Here is a 22536-nt window from a genome sequence, read left to right as displayed (position 1 = left end):
TTCGTTTGATCCGGCCGCGCTGGCGAAGGCGTCTTTAGCCAATCCGCACCGGAATGAAGATTCTGTCATCCCCGCGCTGGATCAGCAAGGCCACCGACTTGGTGGATTTGTTGACCATCTCGCGCACCTGGGCAACGGTCGAGACCGGTTTGCCGTTCACCGACAGCAGCACGTCGCCCGGCATCACGCCGGCGGCAATTGCCGGGCCGCCCGCATCCTCGATCACCAGGCCGGAACTGATGCCGCTCTGGCGCTGCTCGTTCGGGTCGAGCGGACGCAGGGCCAGGCCCAGCTTGGCACCCTTGTCGATGTTCGACACCTGTACGCGCTCGACCGGGTCCGCCTTGTCGCTGGCGTTGCCGAGGGTCGCGTTCAGGCGCACGATCTTCCCGTCGCGCCAGACGTCGAGCGCGACCTTGTCGCCCGGCTTCGAGACCGCCAGCATGCCCGGCAAATCGCCCGAGCCGATGATCGGCTGGCCGTTCACCTTGCGCACCACGTCGCCCGCCTTCAGGCCTGCACGATCGGCGGCGCTGCCGCGCTCCACATTGGCGACCAGCGCGCCTTCCGGCGAGGCCAGGTTGAACGAGTCGGCGAAGCCCTGGTTCACGTCCTGGATCGAGACGCCGAGTTTCGCGTGCTGCACCTTGCCGGTGGCGACGATCTGGTCCTTGATGCGCGCCGCGACGTCGATCGGGATCGCGAACGACAGGCCCTGGTAGCCGCCGGTCTGGCTGTAGATTTGCGAATTGATGCCGACCACTTCGCCGCGTGTATTGAACAGCGGGCCGCCCGAGTTACCGGGGTTGACGGCCACGTCGGTCTGGATGAACTGCACGTTGCCGTCGCTCGGCAGCGAACGGCCGGTGGCGCTGACCACGCCGGCGGTCACGGTGGACTCGAGGCCGTAGGGCGAACCGATCGCCAGCACCCACTCGCCGGTCTGCAGGTTGCGCGAGTTACCGATCGGGACGACCGGCAGGTTTTTCGCGTCGATCTTCAGCACCGCCACGTCGGTCGCGGTATCGGAGCCGAGGACCTTGGCGCGGTATTCGCGGCGGTCGGCCAGCTTGACCGTGACTTCGTTGGCGTCGCGCACCACGTGCGCATTCGTCAGGATGACGCCGTCCGGGCTTACGATGAAGCCCGATCCGGCGCCGAAAACGGGAACGTCGCCACCGCCGCGCGGAGATTGCGGGCCCTGGAAGCGACGGAAAAATTCATAGAACGGATCGTTCGGATCGATCTGCGGGCCGCCGCGCATGCTGGCCTTGGTGCTGCCGACGACGCGGATGTTCACGACCGCCTTGCCGTGCTGCGAGGCGATGCGGGTGAAGTCGGGCAGCGTCACGGTGGCGGCGGGTGCGCCGGCGACGGCCGGCGGCGCCTGCACGGGCGCTGGCGCAGGCGCCATGACAGCCGGCGCGCTCTGGGCGACGGCATTGTTATGATTGACGGTAATCGCTCCGACCGCGCCGCCGATAACGCCCGCCGCGCACAGCGCCAGCGTGAGACGTTTTGCGGTGATGGCGGTGACTGCACCTTCGGTTTGCATGGACGTGCTCCTGGATAAAGAGGGTTGGCCGATAACGTGTATCGATGATGATTAGTGTCGCTGATCTGTCTTAGAACATGCTTAAGTTCAACCTTAAGGGAGGCTGAAGCGGGGGGGCTTTACGTTCTTTCGTCGACGCGTCCATTCGACCTGTGAACGCGTGGGCACGAGTGCCCACCCTACGTTACGCGACTGCCAACAACGTATTGTTGGCCGCTGTGTAACGTAGGGTGGGCTCTCCGAGCCCACGCGCTCACACGTCGCGTAATCGAAACGTGTCGATGAACGGACAAAACTGTCCGCGACAAGACGTAAAAAAGGGCACCCCAACTGTGGGCGCCCTCTTTCGCTACTGCCTGTACTGCTGATGCCCGAGGGCTGCTTTATGCAGCCTGACGCTGTTCGATCTGCTGAACATTGTCGACGGTGCCGTTGGCGTCGCCGATCTGGATCTTGCGCGGCTTGAGTGCTTCAGGCACTTCGCGCACCAGGTCGATGGTCAGCATGCCGTTGTCGAAGGACGCGGTGGTGACCTTCACGTGGTTCGCCAGCTGGAAGCGCTGTTCGAAGTCGCGGGCGGCGATACCGCGGTGCAGGTAGGTGCGCTCGGTGGCGTCCTTCTGCTTGCGGCCGGTCACGTGCAGGGTGTCGCGCTCGGAGACGATTTCCACTTCATCGCGCGAGAAGCCGGCAAGGGCCATCACGATGCGGTATTTGTCTTCAGCGAGCAGCTCGACGTTGTACGGCGGATAGCTCGGCTGCGATTCGGCGCGTTGCTCGAGCAGGCTGGCCAGGCGGTCGAAGCCGATGGCGGAACGGTACAGGGGTGCGAGATCAAAAGTACGCATGATAAATATCCTCGTAAAAGTTAAGCGATAAGTTGACGGACCTCATCGTGAGCATCCGTTGGGACCAATCTAATGCCATCCCATGCACTTTTCAAGACATACGAAATACGGATTTTTAGCCGTTATTTCAAATTTTATTTGAAGTATTGTTTCAGAGTATGTAGCGATTTATAAGGCAATTTCTGCGTGCTACACTCGTCCGGTTTTGTCCTCCACACCCCTACAAGATGACCGCTCACGCACCTGTTTCGTTCGCTGCCAAATCGGCCTCGGCCCTCGCCCTGGCCATCGCATTGATCTTCCCGGCGCAAGCCGCCGTGCCGGCTCCGGTCGACCAGCCCTACCCCGGCACCATCGTGCTGAAGGTCGATGCGACCAACCTCTCGCAGCAGATCTTCCGCATGCACATGACGGTGCCGGTCAAGCCGGGCCCGATGACCTTCCTGTATCCGCAATGGCTGCCGGCGAACCACGGCCCGAGCGGTCCGCTGACGCAGCTCGCGGGCCTGAAATTCACGGCCGGCGGCAAGCCGGTGGAATGGACGCGCGACCCGGTCGAGGTCTTTGCTTTCCACCTGACGGTGCCCGAAGGCGTGACGACGCTGGAAGCCGAATACCAGTTCCTCTCTCCGCTCGATCCGGGCCAGGGCCGCATCGTCATGACCGACGATATCCTCGGGCTGCAATGGCCGTCGGTGACGCTGTATCCGGCAGGTTACGTGGCGCGCCGCATCACGGTGCAGCCGTCCTTGACGCTGCCCGCGGGCTGGCAGTACGGCACCGCGCTGGAAACGGCCGAACGCAAGGGCGACGAGGTCCAGTTCAAGGCGCACGACCTGGAAACGCTGATCGACTCGCCGCTGTTCGCGGGCCGTTATTTCAAAAAGATCGACCTCGATCCGAACGCCAGAGTGCGCGTCACGCTGAACGTCGTCGCCGACAACGCCGAGAGCCTGGAAGCGAAGCCCGAGCAGATCGCCGCCCACCGCGCGATGGTGCAGCAGGCCGCCAAACTCTTCGGCTCGCACCACTACGCCCACTACGACTTCCTGCTGGCGCTGTCGGACGACTTCGGCGGCATCGGCCGCGAGCACCACCAGTCGAGCGAGAACGGCGTCAAGCCGGGCTATTTCACCGAGTGGGCGCGTGGCGAAGCGGGCCGCGACCTGTTGCCGCACGAGTACACCCACTCGTGGAACGGCAAGTTCCGCCGCCCCGCCGGCCAGGACGTCCCGAACTTCAACACCCCGCTCCAGAACGAGCTGCTCTGGGTGTATGAGGGCCAGACCCAGTACTGGGGCGGCGTGCTGGGCGCCCGTTCCGGCCTGGTCTCGCAAGCCGGCGCACGCGACGCGCTGGCCGCCACCGCCGCCCGCTACGACAACGTGCGGGGACGCGCCTGGCGCGCGATGCAGGACACCGTGAATGACCCGATCATCATCGCCCGCCGTGCCCTCGGCTGGAGCAACTGGCAGCGCGGCGAGGACTATTATTCGGAAGGCGCGCTGATCTGGCTCGACGTCGACACGAAGATCCGCGAACTGTCCGGCGACAAGCGTTCGCTCGACGATTTCGCACGTGCCTTCTACGGCATCGAGAATGGCCGCGTGCAGCCGGTCTTCTACACCTTCGAGGACGTGGTCGCGGCCTTGAACCGCGTGCAGAAATTCGACTGGGCGCCCTTCCTGCGTACGCGCCTGGACGGCCACGGCCCCGGCGCCCCGCTCGACGGCCTGGCGCGCGCCGGCTGGAAGCTGGTCTACACCGAGACCCCGACCGATACCATCAAGAGCGCCGAAGAACGCAGCAAGTCGACCGACTTCAGCTACTCGCTGGGCTTCGCCGTGCGCGCCGACGGCGGCGTGAGCAACGTGCAGTGGGACGGCGTCGGTTTCCGCGCCGGCCTGGCCGGTAACTCGACCATCGTCGCGGTCAACAACAAGGTGTTCAAGCCGGAGGTGCTGAAGGCGGCCGTGAAGGCGTCGAAGGACAACAAGGCGCCGATCGAACTGCTGGTCAAAAAGGGCAATAACCTGCGTACGATTTCGCTGGATTATCACGGCGGCCTGCGCTATCCGCGCCTGGAACGCATCCCGGGCACGCCGGACCGGCTGGAGGCGATTTACAAGGCGCTGAAGTAAAGTCGCCGAATTCGGGTCGGTGGTATGCTCGCACCATGACTACCGATACCGACATTGAACTGTCCGGCCCGTTCAAGGCCAGCGACAGCACCGGCCGTTCCCACGACGTCAAGGCGATCCGCATTTTCGACGAGGGCTACGGGATCATCGACGTGTACGTCGACTTCAGCGCGCCCCTCGATCCCGGCATGCACCAGGACAGCGTCCTGGTAAAAGCCATCATCGAGCGCCTGCGTGCGCTCGGCTACAAGGGACCGGACTTCGGCCTCAGCGATACGGGCTTGCAGGAGCGCAAGCTGCTCGTGCTCGAGGCGCCGGAAGAGTTTGCGCCGTTTGCCAAGAGCCGCGGGTGGAAGAACCTGGCTGAGGAATTCGACGAGTAAGCCGCTATCCGCCGCGGGTGGAAGCGGCATGGTGGCCCGTCTTTACCGCGCCTGTCGAATACAGGCGCTCCCGCAGTCGCATGAATGGCGCCTCTACCAGCCGATACAAGATCCATCCGCCCAGGATGCCGGCCGCCATGACGGCAGCAATGGTCAGGGGAGCGCCAGGATCGATGCTCCTGCGTTCCAGTTCCGGACGCAGCGCCATGAACACCGGTTTGTGTACCAGGTAGACCGCGTAGGACCACAGCGCCAGGCTGGCGGCGCCGGGAATGCGCACGCGGTTCAGCAGCGCGCCGGGACTGAGCGCGGAGACGGTCAGCAGAGCGAAGCTGGCAGAGACCAGCGAAAACCCGAAGGTGGATGCGATCAAGGCGGTCGGCGCCTCGTTCATCACGCCATGGAGAATGGCCGCCGTTGCCGCCAGGCCAGCCGCCAGCAGCGCGTTCGCGTGACGCAGGAGGCGTGCGAAGGCAGCGGGGTGAAAGTTCTTCAACATGGCGATGACCACACCCGGCAGCAATTCATCGAAGCGGCAGAAGCTTGAATAGTAGACAGGCGCCGCGAAGACGTCCTTGCCGTCCATGAAGGCCATGCCGCGCGCCATCATGCCGGCGCCGATGGCGGCAACCAGGGCGCACCAGAGCAGGCGCGGCGAACGCCGACGGCCGGCGAGCGCCAGCACCGCCAGCGGCAACACCAGGTAGAACTGCTCCTCGATGCACAGCGACCACGAGTGCGTGAAGCTTTCTCCATAGTGCAAGCCAAAGTTCTGCGTGAAGGTGAGGAAACGCCAGGACGGGGCCATGCTCTTGCCGGCGATAGGACTATCCGGCAGCAGCAGATACACGGCCAGCACCGCATAGTAGTTCGGAAGCGTGCGCAGCAGGCGGCGCGCGAAAAAGGTTTTCAGGTCCAGGCTGTCGCCGCGCGCGGCTGGCGCCAGCAGCTGGTTGCCGATCAGGTAGCCGCTCAGGACGAAGAACAGGTCGACGCCGGCCCAGCCGATGCTGCCGATGATGCCGAAGGTCGGCGCCTGGCTCACAAAGCCGCGGTAGTGGGACATCAGGACCAGCGCGATGGCGAGCGCGCGCAGGGTGTCCAGCCCGGCAAGCCGAGCGGGTTTCGATTCGAGTTGCATGATGTGATTCGCTATTGCAGATAGAAATTGGACCTTGGCACATCGCCGTGCATGCGCGTCAGTGTTCCAGCCTGGCGGTGTGTGCAGCAGCTGCGTCATCGACGAGCGTTCTTGCAAGCCGCGCCCGGGCTTTCAACCCGTAGTTGCGGCACGCGTCCTTATCGATAAAGGCGGCATTGCCGAGTACTGGCTGCTTCGCCTTTCGCTCCCACATGCCGCTCAGTTCCGGGTGGGCAGCCACGAGTACGTCACACTTGAATGACTCGACCGCGGCAATGGATCTCTCCACAGCAGCTTTCGCATCGGGATAAGCCGGGTTATCGCTGAAGCGGACCCCGGGGCCGGACATGGCGAACAGGCTGTCCGCATACACCATATTGGCGACCCGTCCGTTTTCCGTCGATTGCCAGGTCCAGCTGGTTCCGCCCTTGGTGTGTCCGGGTGTGAAGCGGGCGGTCAGCGCGAGCGGTCCCAGCTTGACCACCTCGCCGTCGTGGATGACGCCTATCTTCCCGACAGGGGGCATCGGAACCAGATCGGCCAATTGCGGGTCGGTTTTGTCCGGCTGGCCGCTCGAGATCAGCTCCGCCGAGGCTGGGCTCGCCAATACCGTGGCACCGCTCAGCCTCTGTAGTTCGGCCAGGCCGCCCGCATGGTCGTGGTGCGCATGCGAATTGAGCAGGTAGCGAATGTCTTCGACCTTGAACCCGAGCCGACGGATGTTTTCCACGATCCGGGGTGGCGACATTGGAGCGCCGACATCGATAAGAATATGAGCGGCCGGAGAAGTGACCAGTACCGCGCTGATGCCACCCGTACCGACGTAATAGGTATTGCCATAGACAGCAAAGGGTTCCTGTGGGGCGTACCAGTCTGCTGCCCTGGCGGTAACCAGGGAGGCAGCCAATACGATGGCGGACAAGCAAACATGTTTCTTTTTCATTTTTAAGCCTCGATGCGTCATTGGTGAAACCTTGCCTATGGATACCGCCGGGGCCGGGCGACGGCGTGCTCCGCGTTACCCGATCTTCTTGACGAAGCCCATGTAGATACGCCGGACGACGAAATGATCGAATCCGGTCTGGCGAAATGTGCTCGTGTCCGTCCGATGGCTGCGCTTGCTGCCATCGAACATATCGTTGACGTTGACCGTCAGGCTGAGCGTCCTGGTCAACTGGTGTTTCCACGCCAGGTTCAGGCTGCTGGTCGCTCCGGATTGGCCGAGCGGCGTGATTCCCGCCGCCTGGACATGCGCATCGAGGGACAGGTCGTCGTGCCCAAGGCTGTACGCTGCCCGGAGGTTGATATAGCCTGAAAGACCGTCCTGGCGTACAAGACCCTGGAGATCGGGCGTGTCAAGCATCACGCGATAGATGCCACCGTCCATGCCCAGGCGCAGCGTCGCATCGGGCGTCCAGTCGAGAGAGCCGGTCATGCCAGCCGAGCGGGCCCGCTCTCCATTCTGCCTGGAAGTGACAAGTACGTTGTCGGGGGTAAAACTGCGCGCATCGGTGACCGTGTCCGTGCTGCCACGGTAGAAGGCACTCAGGTCGCCACTCAAATACGGCCCCTGCGCATTGGCGCCGAGCTCCCATGAGGTGAGACGCTGCGGCTTCAAGCCGGCATTGCCACGGCTCAGGTTTTGCGCATCGACATAGCTCGTAGACGGATTGAGATCGCGCGGATCGGGCATCTGGAGACTGCGACGATAGCTGAGCGTCAGGTCGGTCTTGTCGCTGACGGCATAGCTCAGGTGCAGACTGGGATTGAATGCCTGCCAATGTTCTGTCGGCATGAAGCCCTGCGTCGGGCGCACCCGAAGCGCCATGTGCTCGGCCCGTCCGCCCAGCAGCACTTCCCATTTTCCATGCCTGATCTTGTCGGTCAGATAGGCGGCGGTGACCGTCGTCGTCACGGCATAGGCGTTGGTCGTCACAGGATCGGGCCTCTCGGCCCCTGTCACCCGGTCGACGGACGCCTGATAGTTGTAGAGGTCGTCGATCTTGTCCTGGGTATCCAGGCCCATGCCCCACTGGCCGTGTTCGGACAAGTGAGTCCAGTCGAGGGTCGCCTGGGTCAGGCGGCGTGCCGACCTGGTGGCGCCGCGGCTGTAGCCTGTGGGGAGCGCCGGGTCGACGAACACGTCCCGATAAGATTTGTCGATCAGGCCGATCGTAGCGCTGCGCTGAACCATTGCCTTGAGCGCCGTACCATTGTCCTGGCGGCTGTAACCCAGGCTGGTGCTGTCGTCGGATTGCTCGTTGGGTCCGCTGGAAATACGATGAAAAATTGTATCGGTAACGCCTTGGCGGTTCTCGTTGAGCACGTCGAACGCCGGATGCGACCGGCGGCTGTTGTATCGCGCCGAAAGGCTGAGGATGTCGAGGCCGCTCAAGGCGTAGTCCACGCCCAGTGCCGCACTGTCGACGACGCGGTGGACGAATACCCGCGAAGCCTGCCGCGTTTGTCCCGCCAGGCTGGTGCGAGGATTATTCCAGTCGGTTTCTACACGGCGGAATTTCTCTGTGCCGTCATGGCGGAACGCCAGGCTGCCATGCACGCTGATATCGCCTCTGGCCAGGTCGCCCGACGCACCGGTATTCCACAGACCCTGGTTCGAGGCGCTCCCCTGTAGTTGCGCGCGCGCGCCAGGCCTGCGGTTTCGCTTCAGGACGATATTGAGGATCGCACCGCCATTGGCATTGTGGCCAGCGGACGGATTCGTGATGACTTCGATGCTCGCAATGTCGGCGCCGCTCATGGCCTGTAGCGCCACCGCCCGCTCCTCCCCCGCCCCGGACATCATCGCCATCGGCTTGCCGTCGACCAGCACCGTGACCTGCGGATTTCCCTTGACCGCGATGTTTCCGTCGGCCGTCACCGATACATTGGGTAGCGATTGCAAGATATCCTGGGCAGTACCGTTTGCCGCCTTTGGCGTGTCGGAAACGGCATACACGGTCTTGTCGAGCTTTTTGACGACTTGCTCTTTCCTGGCGGTGACCATTACCGTCGCGCTTTCCTGATCTCCGGCCTGCGCTTTCACCGGCAGCGCGGCGAGCCCGAGCAAGATGATCGGGAATGTCGCTCCCAGCGAGCGTTTTCCTGGAAAGTGCGGCACCTGAATCGGGCTGCGAGGCGACAGGGCGTCAACGGATAGGGACAGGCGCATGGCTTTTCGGCAGCGTGCAGGCTTTGTGACTGATGACGCAATCATGCGACACCCGTCACAATACGTCAAGCAGCGTTGCCGATGCCCGGCCAAAAACCGGATTGCTTGACTATATGTGACGCTTGTCACATGATGGTTATATTAGTCGCATGAGAGAACCCACCATGTCCGTTCCCCTGATTACCGAACTCAGCCTGTTGAAGGCCTTATGGCGCGAACATCCTTTGAGTGCGCGCGAAATCCACGACCGCGTCCAGGACGAGCTCGGCTGGTCGTACTCGTCGACACGCAAGACACTCGAGCGCATGCTCGACAAGGGCATGGTTGCCCAGCACCTGCGTCATGGCGTGCAGGTGTATGAAGCGGTCCTGGAAAAAGTCGATACGCTGGCCGCCTTCGCTCACGATTTCGGCAAGCGCGTGATGGAAATCGACACTCCGCTGCCGGTGTCGATGTTCACCGGCAGTAAGCTGGTCGACGAGCAGGAGCTGGCCCAGCTCGAGCAATTGCTGCAGCAGTGGCCGGACGACGCGGGCGAGACCCGATGACGCCGTTCGACGTCGCGCTGGCGCGCCTGCTGCTCGCTGCCGCCGGCTCGCTGGTGGCCGGGGGCGCGGTCTGGGGCGCGGCGCTGCTGTGCCGCAGGTATTTCCCCGCGCTTGCCCAGCAGCGCTCGCTGTGGTTGCTGGGACAGGCGGCGGTGGCGCTGGTGTTCGTCGCGATGCTGATGCCGGCGGCCGAGCGCCTGCGCGTGGCGCCTGTGATCGAGATTGGAGAGGCTGCCGCGCCGCAGCCTGCCGCGCCGGCCACGTCGCCATCGGCAAGTGCGGCGCTGCCCGCCGCGCCGGGGGCAGTCGCCTCCTCATCCCCGCATGCATGGGTGCGCGATGGGGCGCGGGCCTGGCTCCTGCTATACCTGCTCGGCCTCGGTCATGCACTGTACCGCTGGCGGCGCGCCCAGCGCTTGCTCGATGGGCTGGGCGCCAGCGGCGACCCGCTTGTAGCGCTCGACGGGCACGCCGGCTTCATGGGGCAGGCGCATGCGCCGCTGCCGGCCGTGATCGAAGTCGAGGCCCCCATTTCTCCAATGCTGCAAGGTTTGTTTACGCCGCGCCTGCTGCTGCCGCGCCACCTGCGCAGTTTCGATCCGCTGCAACAGCAGCTGATCGTCGAACACGAATTGACGCACTGGCGCCGCCACGACCTGCTCTGGAGCGCGGCCGCCATCGCACTGCAGAGTTTATTCTGGTTCAATCCCTTCATGCATATGCTGCGCGCGCGCCTGGGCTGGGCGCAGGAATTCGGCTGCGACCGCGATGTGTTGCACCTCCGGCCGCAGGGCGAGCGCAAGGCCTATGCGGCGGCGCTGGTCGCACAACTGAAGCTGCAACGGTACCCGGCCGGGATGGCGCTGGCATTCGGCGCCGGCGGCGAACCAAGCTTGATCGCACGCATCGACCTGATACGCACCCCGACAGCGGCCCGCGGCACCTGGCCCCGCTGTGCTGCGCTCGGCAGCCTGGCGGCGGTGGTATGCGCCAACCTGGCGCTGCAGCCGGCGCTCGGCCGGGATGGCGCGGGCGTACCGGAAGGCCGCGGGCAGCTGCTGGCGCATGCCTGGCCGGAGACGGCTTCCGGACCGTCGGCATCGCTCGATTGCACGATCATGGCCGATGCCGCGAGCGGCGCCGTCCTGGTCCGCGAAGGCGGCTGCGACGAACGGGTGACGCCGGCCTCGACTTTCAAGATCGCGCTCAGCCTGATGGGCTTCGACAGCGGCGTACTGCGCGACGAGCGCACGCCCTACCTGCCCTACAAGCCGAGCTATGCGGCCAGCAACCCGTCCTGGCGCCACGGCACCGATCCGGCCCGCTGGCTGCGCGAATCGGTCGTCTGGTATTCGCAACAGGTGACGTCGCGGCTTGGCGCCGCACGCGTGCGCAGCTATGTACAGGAGTTCGACTACGGCAACCGCGAGCTCTCCAGTGTCGCCGGCGTGGACGATGCGGTCGCGGTCTCGGAGCTCAGCCCCACGCTCAGGATTTCGCCGTTTGAAGAGACCGTGTTCCTGCGCAAGGTGGTCAACCGCAGCCTGCCGGTGTCTGCCCACGCCTACGACATGACCGCGCGCCTGCTCAAGCGGGAAACGCTGACGAACGGCTGGGAAGTCTACGGCAAGACCGGGACGGCGCCCGCACGGCTGCCGGACGGCAGCGCGGACGAAACGCAGCATATCGGCTGGTTCGTCGGCTGGATCAACAAGGGGGGCCGCACGCTGGTGTTCGCGCGGCTGTTGCAACACCGGGTGGACGCGGGCTACTTCGGGGGCGTGCAGACCCGCGATGCCTTCCTGGGCGAACTGGCGCGGCGCGCGCTCTGACCCGGTCGCCCAACTGCCTGCCCGCCCGCGTAGCCTGACTCGAACCTGGACTGACGGCGCGCCCGGCACAGGACGACAGGTTGCCCTGCCGGACCTAATACACGTCAAGAACCATTAACGTATGAACGTCATGATGCCGGATGAGACACCCTGGATGAACGTCGCTGGCGGGGAATGCGGCGTGCGCCGTTTCCCCGCTGGTCAGACCAACCTGCGGATCGTCGAGTACAACTCCTGCACTAATTTGCGCGGCTATGACGACAAGGTTTCATGGTGTTCGTCATTCGTAAACTGGTGTCTCGTCCAATCCGGCATCGCAGGTACCGGCTCGGCGTTGGCGCGCTCCTGGCTGGAATGGGGTATGCCGCTGGAAAACCCCGTCCCTGGGTGTATCGCTGTGTTGACAAGGGATGATCCGAATAGCTGGAAAGGGCATGTCGGGTTTTTCCTGCGCATGGAGGACGACTTCATTGTTCTGCTTGGAGGAAATCAGCTGGAAGAAGTCCGGGAACATTGCTACCCCGTGACAAGTGTGTTGAGCTATCGGTGGCCGGTCCGTGAACGTCAGGCCGTCGTAGGGATTGGAAGCTGAATTGTACGAAGCAACGCTAATTCGGCATCGCGATTCAAAGGAAGTGCAAGCAGGCTCTTTTTCTTTTCCGCATAGACCCGGACATCAACGATTTCCGAAATCGATTCGTGACAGTCTCAAGCTGCATCGATATACCGCCCACTCCACGCCGCGATCATCGCGGCCACCTGCGCCGCATCCTCCCTGCCCGTCACCAGGTGATCGATCCCGTCGAGCGACACGAAGCTCTTCGGATAACTGGCCAGTTCGAAAATGCGCAAGGCGTTGGCGACATCGACCGTGTCGTCGGTCGGCGCATGCATCACCAATAGCGCGCGGCCCAAGTGCGCGATCTTGTCGGCCAGCTTGTGCTGGGTCGCATCCTCCACGAACTGCTGGCGGATATTGAAATCGCGCCCCGCCAGTTTGACGCGCGCCTCGCCCAGCTCGGCGATCGTGTCGAGATGCTCCGACAGTAAGGCGTTCACCACGTAATGCGGATCGCTCGGCGAGGCGATCGTCACCACGGCCTTCGACTCGGGAATCAGGTGCGCCGCGGCCAGCACGGCGGTACCGCCCATGCTGTGCCCGACCAGCAGGCGCGGTGCGGCGAACTTTTCGCGAAGAAAAGCAGCGGCGGTCACCAGGTCTTCCACGTTCGACGAAAAATTCGTGTCCGCGAAATCGCCGTGGCTGGCGCCAAGCCCGGCGAAATCGAAGCGCAGCATGGCCACGCCGCGCTCGGCCAGGCCTTGCGAGATACGGTTCGCCGCCAGCACATCCTTGCTGCAGGTGAAGCAGTGGGCAAAGACGCCATAGGCGCGCGGGGCACCGTCCGGCATATCGAGCTTAGCCGAAATTTTGCCGTGCGGCCCCTGAAACTCAACGCGTTCTGTCGACATGCGTTCTTTCTGTTGCGATGAAAGGCGCTACTCTGCACCGGATCGAAGCGGTGTGCAAGGCGCGCCATGCTCAACCAAACAAGCCATGCAGATACCACCTCGGATCCGCATCCTCACCCGCCCCGACGATCCGCTCGCGATACACCCAGTACAGCGTGTGATCCTGCCCTTCTGCAATGAAATAATCGCGCGTCTGCGACTCGCTCCACCAGCCCGCTTCGATGCGTTCCGGCGTTGACGCCATTTTTAACGGCGACCCATAGAAAGGCCGATGATTACGCATCAATAAGGCAATCGGTTTCGCCAGGATCCAGGTCGGGCGCGGCAGGCTGTGCACGTCCGCCGGCATCTGCGCGGAACGGACCGATTCGCGGACTTTCTGCTGCACCGGCACCCAGGCGTTGGCGACCTCCGGCCGGTAGTCGGCCTGGGGCAGCGCCTGTAAAACGTTGTCGGGGCCGAGGCGCGCCACCAGCAGTTCCAGCATGCGCACCCGGTCTTCTTCGCTGCCGCCGGGCTCCGGAAACAGCGACTCGCTCGGCGGCGCCATCGGCTGCAGTTGGGCGGCGTCGAGCGCGAGGCCGATGACGGGCGCCTCTAGGACGGTTTTCGCCAGGCGCTCGCGCAGCAGGCGCACCAGGTGCTCGTCGCGCCAGGTCGGTTCGCCCAGGGCGATCTCGACCGCAGTGGGCGGGCGTGCCACCCTGCCCCGCTCGTGGTCGAGCAGCAGGGTGATGCGCTCGACGGCCAGCTGGTGCGCGCACAGCCAGCCGGTCAGTTGCTGCACCAGGCGCTCGGCGCCTTGCAGGCATTCCTCGGCGTTCTCGATGCGGTCGAAGAGTTCGATCTTCGCGTGGAAGACGGTCGGTGCCTCGATCCATTCGAACAGCTCGGGCGTCATGCCGTAGGCGGCGTCGAGCACGTCGAGCAGCACGCGGCCGCAGCGCCGCTGCAGGCCGGGCCGCGGCAGGCGCCGCATGGCGCCGATGTCGAAGCAGCCGATGCCCTCGAACCAGCTGGCAAAAGGCCGCGCCGGCGGCGGCAATGTGCTCGGCAGGCGGTCGAGGCGGCGAGTAAGCGAAGCGATGGTGAGGACCCGGCCGGCGCGCTGGCGGGCCAGCATCCAGCTGCCGCGCGCGGTGGGCGCGCAGCTGAGGTAGCTTGAAAAGCCGAGCGCGCGCAGGCTGGCGCGCACGCGCCGGCACAGGGCGCGGATGCCGCCGAACAGGCGCAGGCTGGCGCCGATGTCGATCAACAGCGTCGATTCCTCGGCCTGCGTCACCTGCGGCGTGTACTGCAAGAGCGCCATCGCCACCGCGTGCAGGGCCTCGGCCTCGCGCTCGGGGGAACGCTCGACGATGCGCGCCTCGGGCATGAGCATCAGCACGCCGCCGCGGCGCATGCCGATCTGGACGCCGGCGGCGCGCGCCAGGGGCGAGGCTGCCAGCACCCGCTCCTGCTCGAGCACGACGCAGCCGGCGTCAGTTGACCAGTTCGGGCTGAAAACCTCGAGCGGTAACCGGGGCAGGTACAGGCCGATCCACAGTCGCATGGCGTTGGAGCAAGGAAGGAGTGAGGGGCAGGAACAGCGGCGCATCGCGCTGCGGTCCCCGGCGTTTGATGAAACCGATGTCGAGCCCGCCCGCGGCGGGCCGCAAGGACAGGCGCAGCGGCGCCGGCGAGGAATCCTGGGCGCTCGCCAGCGGGCGCATCATGAAGAACAGGGTTTCTCCGCACTGGGCCGCCAGATGCAGGCGGCGCAGGCTTTCGCCGCGCGCGTGGTTGGTCCAGAACAGCAGCGCCCCGCAACTGCCGCTGCGCAGCACCTGCTCGGCCGCCCACAGCGCATCGGCCCCGCGCGTCGCGCGCAGCCAGATCAGCTGGGACGGCGGCACGCCGAGCGCGGCCAGCGCCAGCGCCTGCGGCGGATGGGGTGGCTGCAGGAGCACGATGCGGCGCGATGCGGCCGCCGCCAGCGCCGGGCGCAGCAGGCGCATTTCGCCGATGCCGGGCTGTTGCAGCAGCAAATCGATCAGGGTGCCGGTCGGCCAGCCGCCGCCCGGCAACTGCTTCGACAAGGCCGGATGGCCGGTGTCGACACAGCGGGTATGGGCATGCGCCAGCTGCGAGGCACGCCACAGTGAAGGGTGCAATTCTTCTGGCGCGGCAAGAGTTTGTGAAGAAGGCATGATTGGGGGTAATGCAAAAGCACTGGATGGATATACAGTACTCGGTCATTCATGTTTTGGCAAGATGTGTATAGTTCGCAAACACCCGATTTAACCTTGTGCTTGTGTAGGCGCAAACGGACAAGCTCGCCCGGCAGGCCATCCAATCCGCATCAAAAGGTGAAATAATGGGCCTTCATTCATTATTTGCCTGACAATGACCGCCATTGCATTCCACCCGGGACAGCGCGCATGACCACGATGCAGCTGGTCGGCGCCACCCTCTTCGCCTGCGCCCTTGTCCACACCTTCGCCGCCAAGGGCTTCGAGATGCTGGCCGACCGCCATCCGCGCCATGAAGGCCTGTTCCACCTGCTCGGCGAAGTCGAGGTCGTGTTCGGTTTCTGGGCATTCATCCTGGTGCTGGCGATGGCCCTCATTTCCGGTCCCGGCGCGGCCATCGACTACGCCGAATCGCGCCAGTACACCGAGCCGCTGTTCGTGTTCGTGGTCATGGTGATCGCCGCGTCGCGCCCGGTCCTGGACGCCATGCGCTCGCTGCTGCGCACGCTCGCGCGGCTGGCGCCGGTCCGCACGGAAGTCGCGCTGGCCTGGCTCGGACTGGCCCTGGTGCCGCTGGGCGGCTCCCTGATCACGGAACCGGCCGCGATGACGCTCGCCGCCCTGATGCTCGCGCCCCAGGTGTTCCGCCCCGGCATTCCCGAACCGCTGAAATACGGTGCGCTGGGCGTACTGTTCGTCAACGTGTCGATCGGCGGTACGCTGACCGCCTATGCCGCGCCGCCGGTGCTGATGGTGGCTGGCACCTGGGGCTGGGACAGCGCCACCATGCTGGCGCAATTCGGCTGGCGCGCGGCCCTGGCCGTGCTCATCAATGCTACGGTGGTCACCCTGCTGCTGCGCCAGCACCTGGCGCCCGCCGCCCTCGACGAGGCGCCGCCGGTACCGGTCAAGGTCTCGGCGATCCACCTGCTGTTTCTCGCCGCGGTGGTGCTGCTGGCGCACCATCCGGTGCTGTTCCTCGGCCTGTTTTTATTGTTCCTCGGCTTTACCCAGGCTTACCAGCGCCACCAGGATCCCCTGATCCTGAAGGAAGGGTTGCTGGTCGGATTTTTCCTCGCCGGCCTCGTGGTGCTGGGCGGCATGCAGCAATGGTGGCTGCAGCCGATCGTGTCCAGCCTGGCGCCCACCGCCCTGTTCTTCGGTGCGCTCGGCCTCACCGCAATCACCGACAATGCGGCACTGACCTATCTCGGTTCGCTGATCGCCGGGCTGTCCGAGCAGGCCAAGTACATGCTGGTGGCGGGCGCGGTGGCCGGCGGCGGCCTGACCGTGATCGCCAACGCCCCGAATCCCGCCGGCGCCGCGCTGCTGCGGCGCGGCTTCAACGACGAATCGATCGGCGCCCTCGGCCTGCTGGCAGGCGCCCTGGGACCGACGATCGTTGCCGCAATCCTGTTCCTGATCTAGAGGAGACCCCATGGACGACACCGTATTGATCGGCAAGACCGCCATCATCGAACGCTGCTGCCGCCGCGCCCGCGAAGAGTACGAAAAGGACCCGACCACCTTCGTCGGCGACCTCACGCGCCAGGACGCGGCCACCCTGAACGTGATCCGCGCCTGGGAAGCGGCGGTCGAGATGGGCGATTACGTGATCGCCATGGCCGACCTGGGCGAACCTTTCAACGAGCGCGAGGTCATCAGTATATTGGCCGACAACGGCTGGATCGGCGCCACCCTGGCCGAGGACCTGAAACGCACCGGCGAATTCTGCCGCGCCGAATGGGATTACCAGGCCGCACCGCTGCCGGCCCTGGTCACGATCATCAAGCGTGGGCTGGACGATTTCGGGGCCTATAACCAGGCGCTGCTGGCGGGGGCGGCGACGCTGCCGGATACGCCGCGAGCGGACTGAGATCCGCGTGGCGTACATCATAAAAACGACATGGAGACCTCATGCACCAACACCTGAGCTATGTACACGGCGCCCACGACATTCCCCTCATCGGTGAAACGATCGGCCCGTTTTTATCGAACATCGCCGCGCAATACGGCGACAACGAAGCGCTCGTCGTACCGCACCAGGACGTGCGGTGGACCTATAAGGAATTCAATGAACGCGTGAGCCGCCTGGCGGCGGGCCTGCTGGCGCTGGGCCTGCATCCGGGCGACCGGATCGGCATCTGGTCGCAGAATTGCGCGGAATGGGTACTGGTCCAATTCGCCACCGCGCGCGCCGGCCTGGTGATGGTGAATATCAATCCGGCCTATCGCCGCTCCGAACTCGAATACGTGCTCGACAAGGTGCAATGCGCCGCCCTGATTTTATCGCCCGCTTTCAAATCGAGCGATTACCTGGAGATCCTGGCCGATGTCGTGCCGGAGATGCGCCTGAGCAAACCGGGCAAGCTGCAATCGGCGCGTTTGCCGCACCTGCGCCATATCATCCGCCTAGGCACGGATACAACGCCGGGCATGTTCAATTTCAACGAGGTGCTGCTGCCTCCCGGCGATGCGCGACTGGAAGAGCTGGCGCAGATCGAGGCCGGCCTGCAATTCGACGAGCCCGTGAATATCCAGTTCACCTCGGGCACGACGGGCGCGCCGAAAGGGGCGACGCTCACCCATCACAATATCCTGAATAACGGCTTTTTCGTCGGCGAAGCGATGAAGCTCACCAGCATCGATAAGCTCTGCATCCCGGTGCCGCTGTACCACTGCTTCGGCATGGTGCTCGGTAACCTTGCCTGCGTGACGCATGGCGCGACGATGGTCTTTCCGGGCGAAAGTTTCGAGCCGAAGGCGGTGCTGGAAACCGTGCAGGCCGAACGCTGCACCGGCCTGCACGGCGTGCCGACCATGTTCATCACGTTATTGGACCATCCCGATTTCGCCGCATACGACCTGTCGACGCTGCGCACCGGCATCATGGCCGGCTCGCCCTGCCCGGCCGAAGTGATGAGCCGTGTGATCAGCAAGATGCACCTGGGAGAGATCACGATTGCCTACGGCATGACGGAAACCTCGCCGGTGAGCTTCCAGAGTTCGACCGACGATCCGGTGCCCCTGCGCGTGGCCACGATCGGGCGGGTGCATCCCCACCTGGAAGTGAAAATCGTCGATGCCGACGGCAAGATCGTGCCGCGCGGCGTGAAAGGCGAACTGCTCACGCGCGGCTATTCGGTGATGCTCGGGTATTGGGGCGACGAAGAAAAAACACGCGAGACGATCGACGCCGCGCGCTGGATGCATACCGGAGATTTGGCCGTGATCGACGAACAGGGTTTCGCCACCATCGTCGGCCGCGCGAAAGACATGGTGATTCGCGGCGGCGAAAATATTTATCCGCGCGAAATCGAGGAATTTCTATATAAACATCCAAAAATCCTCGACGTCCAGTGCGTGGGCGTGCCGGATGCGAAATACGGCGAGGAGCTATGCGCCTGCATCATCCTGCGGCCCGGAATGGAAGCGAATGAGGACGAGATCCGGGATTTCTGCAAAGGGCAGATCGCGCATTACAAGGTGCCGCGCCATATCCGTTTCGTCAGCGGTTTTCCGATGACGGTGACCGGGAAAATCCAGAAGTATCTGCTGCGGCAGCAGGTGACGACAGAGCTGGGCCTGGCCTAACCGAAGTGCCCGTATAAGCCCAGGCACAGCTCGACAAAAATGAGCAGGAAAATCGCCATTTCGAGCCTGTGCGAGCTGTGGTAGCGCATGGTCTCGACCAGGGTCTCCGAAGTATGCGACAAGGTAGTCAGCTTGCGGTCGAGCGCGGCAGCGCGGTCGTGCAGTTCGTACTCGCCCTCGAGCCGCGCATACAGACCCGACAGGCCCGGGTTATCCCACAGCAGGTCGGGCCGGTCGAGCACGCCTGCGCGGCCGTTCAGGCGGTTCTCGGCCAGCAGCATGTTGCCGACCGCCTTGAGCAGTTCGGCCGGCTTGGCGGAAAAGCGCCCATCCTCGGCCAAGTCGCGCGCCAGCGGTTCGCTGCGGTCGAAGTCGCGCGCCGCGCGCCGTTCCTGGAACGAGAGCATGGTCGCCTTCGCCATGACCTCGGCAATGAGCTGCAAGCGCAGGCGGTCCGCGTTCTTGATCTTGATAAATTGGCCCGACGGACCTTCCTCGTCGTCCGGCCCTACGTGGATCATCGCCACTTCTTCGGCGGCGATATCGCCCGATCCCGACGAATGCGTTGCGATCGTGCCCAGCAGGCGCGCCTTTTCGTCGTCCGAGGCATTGAACAGGACCACCGCCCCGTAGCGGAACAGCGCGGCAATACCGCCCTCGCCCAGCTTCACCATGAAAGGCGATTTGGCGATGATCTCGAAGCCCGACAGCGCCCGCACGTCCATGCGCTCGGCCACCATGATGGCGCTCGCGGTGAACTGAAGCTGGGCAATGACCGGCCGTTGATACGGCAGCCTCTCGGTTTTTAAATGCAGGCCGGCGCGGGTACGGGGGCGCGGATTCCAGCGGATCTGCTTTCTGTCGACGTGGCTGTCCATGGATATTCTTGTGCTTCGCAGGTGTCGGGGAGCGCTGCTGAGCCAGCGGCGCAGGCGTCATCATATCGGAATGCGCTGAAATCACCGGCACGAAAGCGGCCGTGCGCGAGCCCGGCCGAAGACTGTGCAAGAATCGCGTACCTCTTTTTATCCAGCCTGCCATGACCACCAATTCGCCAACGTCCCTGCGCCACGTCGTCCTGTTCGCATTCAAGGACGATGCCAGCTTCGAACAGATCGATGCCATCGTCACCGGTTTTGCCGCCCTCCCCGGCGCCATTCCCGGCATCGTGTCTTATGAATGGGGCACCAACGTCAGCCCCGAAGGCCTGAACGACGGTTTTACGCATTGCTTCACGCTGACTTTTGCCAGCAACGAAGACCGCGACATCTACCTCGACCATCCCGCGCATACGGCGTTCGTCGCCACCCTGAAAACCTGTCTCGAACGCTCGCTGGTCGTCGATTACTGGACGCGCTAGCCGCATCGATCGAGCGCTGGCCGGCCGCGGCAAAGCTGCGAACTGGTTGCCCGTGTGATAAATTTCTTAAGATCACATCAACAGCCATCCGCTCGCCATGAAAAGAACCGCCCTCGCCAGCCTCCCCTTCCTGCTGGCGGCCTGCGCCCAGGCGCCGCTGACGCCCTACACCGTCAACAGCGGCGCCGAGCGCAGCACCGAGCAGCAGGCGCTCGACTTCGACAAGGCCGACATCCAGCTGCGCATCGAACCGGCCAGCCACAGCATCCGCGGCGACGTGCTGCTGACCTTCGGCACCCGCGTGCCGCTGCGGCGCATCGAGCTGGACCTGGACCGCAACCTCCCCATCGACGCCATCGAGGTCGACAACCAGGTTCTTCCCGCCGCCGACTGGAGCAATCCCGAAGGCAAGCTGACCATCGCCCTGCCGCGCCAGCTCGAGCCTGGCCAGCAAGTTGCCGTGCGGGTGCGCTACCACGGCCGGCCGCACGTGGCCAAACGCGCACCCTGGGATGGCGGCTTCGTCTGGTCGCAGACGTCCGACGGCCAGCCCTGGGTGGCCAGCGCCGTGCAGGGCGAAGGCTGCGACCTGTTCTGGCCCTGCATCGACCACCCGACCGGCAAGGCGCGGATAGTCGAGCAGCACATCAGCGTGCCGGCCCCGCTGGTCGTCGCGGGCAATGGCGTTGCCATGGGCATGGAGGAGGCCGATGGCTGGCGCACCTATCACTGGCGGGCCAACAACCCGAGCACCTACGGCATCTCGGTCAATGTCGGCCCGTACAAGGAAATGACAGCTGCCTACCGCAGCCGCTACGGCAACGCGATCCCCCTGCGCCTGTGGTATCTGCCGCAGAGCGAACAGGGCGCAAAGGAACTGTTTGCCGAATTCCCACGGATGCTGGACTTTTTCGAGACCGTGATCGGCCCCTACCCCTTCGGCGACGAAAAGATGGGCGTGGTCGAGACCCCGCACAAGGGCATGGAGCACCAGACCGTCAACGCCTACGGCAACAAGTACGCCAAGACGGCCTATGGCTACGACGAACTGCTGCAGCACGAATTCGCCCACGAATGGTTCGGCAACCAGCTCACGAATGCCAACTGGGACGACATGTGGCTGCACGAGGGCTTCGGCACCTACATGCAGCCGCTGTACATGCAATACCTGCGCGGCGACCAGGAATATTTTGCGTCGCTGATGCAGCTACGCGCTGGCATCGAGAACAAGGCGCCGGTCGTGTCGGGCAAGCCGAAGCTGGAAGAAGACGTGTACGACACCAAGCGCGGCGGTCCGGGCCAGGACATCTACAGCAAGGGCGCGCTGATCCTGCACACCCTGCGCGGCCTGATCGGCGACGAGGCCTTCTTCCGCTCGGTGCGCGAGATCGTCTACGGCACCGACACGCCGCGCCCGGGCGCCTTTGCGCCGCGCTACGGCAGCACCCCGGAATTCATCGCCATCGCCAAGCGCGCCAGCGGCCGCGACCTGGACTGGTTCTTCCAGGCCTACCTGTACCAGGCGGCGCTGCCGGAGCTGCAAACGACAAGGAGCGGCAACACCCTGCAGCTGGCCTGGAAAACAGAAAAGAACACGCCTTTCCCGATGCCGGTCGAGGTGCGGGTCGGAAGCCGCATTGTGAGCGTCCCGATGGCGGACGGGCGCGGCAGCGTCGACCTGCCGGCGGATGCGGCCGAGGGCGCGGACTATACCCTGGACCCGCGTTCGAAGATCCTGCGCCGCGAGATGCGGATCGAGCGCTTCCAGCAGTACAAGGAAGAGCAGAAGAAGGCGCGGACGCAAGCGGGCGCCTGAGCGGTGCGGCACCTGTCGCGCCTGCCATGGACACGCATCGAACGGATCGTTGCCGCCGTAACGCTCGTGAACGCTGCGCTGGGTCTCGCCATGTGGGCGTTGCTTCCGCTGCCGGGCGGCGCCAGCGGGACCCTTCTGCTTGCACTCCTTGGCCTGCTGTCGGGCATCCTCGCATGGCGCGGCCGGGTGGGCGGACACAGCGCCGGGCTCGCCTTCTATGGCTTGCAGCTCGCGGCCTATTATGCGTATGACGCCACCCACGCCTGGCACCTGCGCGGAGCATTCAGCCTGGCCTTCGTCATGCATTTACGGTCGGGTGTGCTGATCGTGAACATGTTCGCCCTTGCGATGCTGGCGGCCAGCGCGGCGCTGCTGTGGCGGCGCCTGCGCATGCGGCAGGCTTGCGCATAGGGCTGCAAAAAAATTCATCCTTGCTGTCGAT

The 22536-nt window shown here is 64.4% G+C and carries 20 protein-coding genes; 11 read left to right on the top strand and 9 right to left on the bottom strand.

The window, feature by feature from the left end:
• Positions 1–34 precede the first annotated feature (34 nt).
• Positions 35–1555, bottom strand: coding sequence for a Do family serine endopeptidase (locus tag ACI48I_RS04445; RefSeq protein ID WP_498573452.1), 1521 nt, complete (start codon positions 1553–1555; stop codon positions 35–37).
• 383 nt (positions 1556–1938) lie between these two features.
• Positions 1939–2403 carry an Hsp20 family protein gene (locus ACI48I_RS04440; RefSeq protein WP_193684768.1) on the bottom strand — a complete coding sequence of 155 codons (465 nt, stop codon included), beginning with the start codon at positions 2401–2403 and terminating at the stop codon, positions 1939–1941.
• A 227-nt stretch (positions 2404–2630) separates the two neighbouring features.
• On the opposite strand from ACI48I_RS04440, the gene ACI48I_RS04435 reads away from it, so the two are divergent.
• Complete coding sequence (locus ACI48I_RS04435; RefSeq protein ID WP_498573451.1) at positions 2631–4544, top strand: M61 family metallopeptidase; 1914 nt, start codon at positions 2631–2633, stop codon at positions 4542–4544.
• Positions 4545–4579: 35 nt separating this feature from the next.
• Positions 4580–4927 (top strand): hypothetical protein, encoded by a 348-nt coding sequence (locus ACI48I_RS04430; RefSeq protein WP_498573450.1) that lies wholly within the window; start codon positions 4580–4582, stop codon positions 4925–4927.
• Between the two features lie 4 nt (positions 4928–4931).
• On the opposite strand, the gene ACI48I_RS04425 is transcribed toward ACI48I_RS04430, so the two are convergent.
• From ACI48I_RS04425 to ACI48I_RS04415, 3 genes are all read right to left on the bottom strand, one after another.
• Positions 4932–6068, bottom strand: a complete 1137-nt coding sequence (locus tag ACI48I_RS04425; protein ID WP_498573449.1) for an acyltransferase family protein — start codon at positions 6066–6068, stop codon at positions 4932–4934.
• Positions 6069–6126: 58 nt separating this feature from the next.
• Entirely contained in the window at positions 6127–7011 is an 885-nt protein-coding gene (gene bla, locus ACI48I_RS04420; protein ID WP_498573448.1) for a subclass B3 metallo-beta-lactamase, read from the bottom strand.
• A 75-nt stretch (positions 7012–7086) separates the two neighbouring features.
• Complete coding sequence (locus ACI48I_RS04415) at positions 7087–9240, bottom strand: TonB-dependent receptor plug domain-containing protein (RefSeq protein WP_498573447.1); 2154 nt, start codon at positions 9238–9240, stop codon at positions 7087–7089.
• A gap of 164 nt (positions 9241–9404) precedes the next feature.
• Between ACI48I_RS04415 and ACI48I_RS04410 the strand changes: the two genes are divergently transcribed.
• From ACI48I_RS04410 to ACI48I_RS04400, 3 genes are all read left to right on the top strand, one after another.
• Positions 9405–9788, top strand: coding sequence for a BlaI/MecI/CopY family transcriptional regulator (locus ACI48I_RS04410; RefSeq protein WP_498573446.1), 384 nt, complete (start codon positions 9405–9407; stop codon positions 9786–9788).
• Positions 9785–11620, top strand: a complete 1836-nt coding sequence (gene blaOXA, locus ACI48I_RS04405; protein WP_498573445.1) for a class D beta-lactamase — start codon at positions 9785–9787, stop codon at positions 11618–11620. The genes ACI48I_RS04410 and blaOXA overlap by 4 nt, the downstream gene beginning before the upstream one ends.
• Before the next feature lie 130 nt (positions 11621–11750).
• Positions 11751–12212: a TIGR02594 family protein gene (locus ACI48I_RS04400; RefSeq protein ID WP_498573965.1), complete on the top strand. Its 462-nt coding sequence runs from the start codon at positions 11751–11753 to the stop codon at positions 12210–12212.
• Positions 12213–12328: 116 nt separating this feature from the next.
• On the opposite strand, the gene ACI48I_RS04395 is transcribed toward ACI48I_RS04400, so the two are convergent.
• From ACI48I_RS04395 to imuA, 3 genes are all read right to left on the bottom strand, one after another.
• Complete coding sequence (locus ACI48I_RS04395; protein WP_498573444.1) at positions 12329–13093, bottom strand: alpha/beta hydrolase family protein; 765 nt, start codon at positions 13091–13093, stop codon at positions 12329–12331.
• Positions 13094–13163: 70 nt separating this feature from the next.
• A complete protein-coding gene (locus ACI48I_RS04390) occupies positions 13164–14645 on the bottom strand; it encodes a Y-family DNA polymerase (RefSeq protein WP_498573443.1) in 1482 nt (493 codons plus the stop codon).
• Positions 14575–15282 (bottom strand): translesion DNA synthesis-associated protein ImuA, encoded by a 708-nt coding sequence (gene imuA / locus ACI48I_RS04385; protein ID WP_193684759.1) that lies wholly within the window; start codon positions 15280–15282, stop codon positions 14575–14577. The genes ACI48I_RS04390 and imuA overlap by 71 nt, the downstream gene beginning before the upstream one ends.
• A gap of 231 nt (positions 15283–15513) precedes the next feature.
• Here imuA and ACI48I_RS04380 point away from each other — a divergent pair, with 231 nt between their 5' ends.
• From ACI48I_RS04380 to ACI48I_RS04370, 3 genes are read left to right on the top strand one after another with little or no spacing between them, the layout of a single operon-like run.
• Positions 15514–16752, top strand: a complete 1239-nt coding sequence (locus ACI48I_RS04380) for a putative Na+/H+ antiporter (RefSeq protein WP_498573442.1) — start codon at positions 15514–15516, stop codon at positions 16750–16752.
• Positions 16753–16762: 10 nt separating this feature from the next.
• A complete protein-coding gene (gene hepT / locus ACI48I_RS04375; protein WP_498573441.1) occupies positions 16763–17200 on the top strand; it encodes a type VII toxin-antitoxin system HepT family RNase toxin in 438 nt (145 codons plus the stop codon).
• Between the two features lie 41 nt (positions 17201–17241).
• A complete protein-coding gene (locus ACI48I_RS04370; RefSeq protein ID WP_498573440.1) occupies positions 17242–18918 on the top strand; it encodes an AMP-binding protein in 1677 nt (558 codons plus the stop codon).
• Here the strand turns inward: ACI48I_RS04370 and ACI48I_RS04365 are convergent.
• Positions 18915–19796 (bottom strand): RMD1 family protein, encoded by an 882-nt coding sequence (locus ACI48I_RS04365; RefSeq protein WP_498573439.1) that lies wholly within the window; start codon positions 19794–19796, stop codon positions 18915–18917. The genes ACI48I_RS04370 and ACI48I_RS04365 overlap by 4 nt on opposite strands.
• A gap of 161 nt (positions 19797–19957) precedes the next feature.
• On the opposite strand from ACI48I_RS04365, the gene ACI48I_RS04360 reads away from it, so the two are divergent.
• The 3 genes from ACI48I_RS04360 (at position 19958) to ACI48I_RS04350 (ending at position 22505) form a co-directional block, all read left to right on the top strand.
• A complete protein-coding gene (locus ACI48I_RS04360; RefSeq protein ID WP_498573438.1) occupies positions 19958–20278 on the top strand; it encodes a Dabb family protein in 321 nt (106 codons plus the stop codon).
• Between the two features lie 97 nt (positions 20279–20375).
• Positions 20376–22094, top strand: coding sequence for a M1 family metallopeptidase (locus ACI48I_RS04355; protein ID WP_498573437.1), 1719 nt, complete (start codon positions 20376–20378; stop codon positions 22092–22094).
• Between the two features lie 90 nt (positions 22095–22184).
• Positions 22185–22505: a hypothetical protein gene (locus tag ACI48I_RS04350; protein ID WP_498573436.1), complete on the top strand. Its 321-nt coding sequence runs from the start codon at positions 22185–22187 to the stop codon at positions 22503–22505.
• Positions 22506–22536: the final 31 nt, after the last annotated feature.

The organism is Massilia sp. LXY-5, assembly GCF_059801075.1.
The sequence above is the reverse complement of the archived record's forward strand: the minus strand, read 5'-3'. Positions and strand labels throughout refer to the sequence as shown.

Bases quoted from the DNA above. Each gene is read 5' to 3' on its own strand.
- ACI48I_RS04445 (WP_498573452.1), bottom strand. From the start codon at position 1,555: ATGCAAACCGAAGGTGCAGTCACCGCCATCACCGCAAAACGTCTCACG.
- ACI48I_RS04440 (WP_193684768.1), bottom strand. From the start codon at position 2,403: ATGCGTACTTTTGATCTCGCACCCCTGTACCGTTCCGCCATCGGCTTC.
- ACI48I_RS04435 (WP_498573451.1), top strand. From the start codon at position 2,631: ATGACCGCTCACGCACCTGTTTCGTTCGCTGCCAAATCGGCCTCGGCC.
- ACI48I_RS04430 (WP_498573450.1), top strand. From the start codon at position 4,580: ATGACTACCGATACCGACATTGAACTGTCCGGCCCGTTCAAGGCCAGC.
- ACI48I_RS04425 (WP_498573449.1), bottom strand. From the start codon at position 6,068: ATGCAACTCGAATCGAAACCCGCTCGGCTTGCCGGGCTGGACACCCTG.
- bla (WP_498573448.1), bottom strand. From the start codon at position 7,011: ATGAAAAAGAAACATGTTTGCTTGTCCGCCATCGTATTGGCTGCCTCC.
- ACI48I_RS04415 (WP_498573447.1), bottom strand. From the start codon at position 9,240: ATGCGCCTGTCCCTATCCGTTGACGCCCTGTCGCCTCGCAGCCCGATT.
- ACI48I_RS04410 (WP_498573446.1), top strand. From the start codon at position 9,405: ATGTCCGTTCCCCTGATTACCGAACTCAGCCTGTTGAAGGCCTTATGG.
- blaOXA (WP_498573445.1), top strand. From the start codon at position 9,785: ATGACGCCGTTCGACGTCGCGCTGGCGCGCCTGCTGCTCGCTGCCGCC.
- ACI48I_RS04400 (WP_498573965.1), top strand. From the start codon at position 11,751: ATGATGCCGGATGAGACACCCTGGATGAACGTCGCTGGCGGGGAATGC.
- ACI48I_RS04395 (WP_498573444.1), bottom strand. From the start codon at position 13,093: ATGTCGACAGAACGCGTTGAGTTTCAGGGGCCGCACGGCAAAATTTCG.
- ACI48I_RS04390 (WP_498573443.1), bottom strand. From the start codon at position 14,645: ATGCGACTGTGGATCGGCCTGTACCTGCCCCGGTTACCGCTCGAGGTT.
- imuA (WP_193684759.1), bottom strand. From the start codon at position 15,282: ATGCCTTCTTCACAAACTCTTGCCGCGCCAGAAGAATTGCACCCTTCA.
- ACI48I_RS04380 (WP_498573442.1), top strand. From the start codon at position 15,514: ATGACCACGATGCAGCTGGTCGGCGCCACCCTCTTCGCCTGCGCCCTT.
- hepT (WP_498573441.1), top strand. From the start codon at position 16,763: ATGGACGACACCGTATTGATCGGCAAGACCGCCATCATCGAACGCTGC.
- ACI48I_RS04370 (WP_498573440.1), top strand. From the start codon at position 17,242: ATGCACCAACACCTGAGCTATGTACACGGCGCCCACGACATTCCCCTC.
- ACI48I_RS04365 (WP_498573439.1), bottom strand. From the start codon at position 19,796: ATGGACAGCCACGTCGACAGAAAGCAGATCCGCTGGAATCCGCGCCCC.
- ACI48I_RS04360 (WP_498573438.1), top strand. From the start codon at position 19,958: ATGACCACCAATTCGCCAACGTCCCTGCGCCACGTCGTCCTGTTCGCA.
- ACI48I_RS04355 (WP_498573437.1), top strand. From the start codon at position 20,376: ATGAAAAGAACCGCCCTCGCCAGCCTCCCCTTCCTGCTGGCGGCCTGC.
- ACI48I_RS04350 (WP_498573436.1), top strand. From the start codon at position 22,185: ATGTGGGCGTTGCTTCCGCTGCCGGGCGGCGCCAGCGGGACCCTTCTG.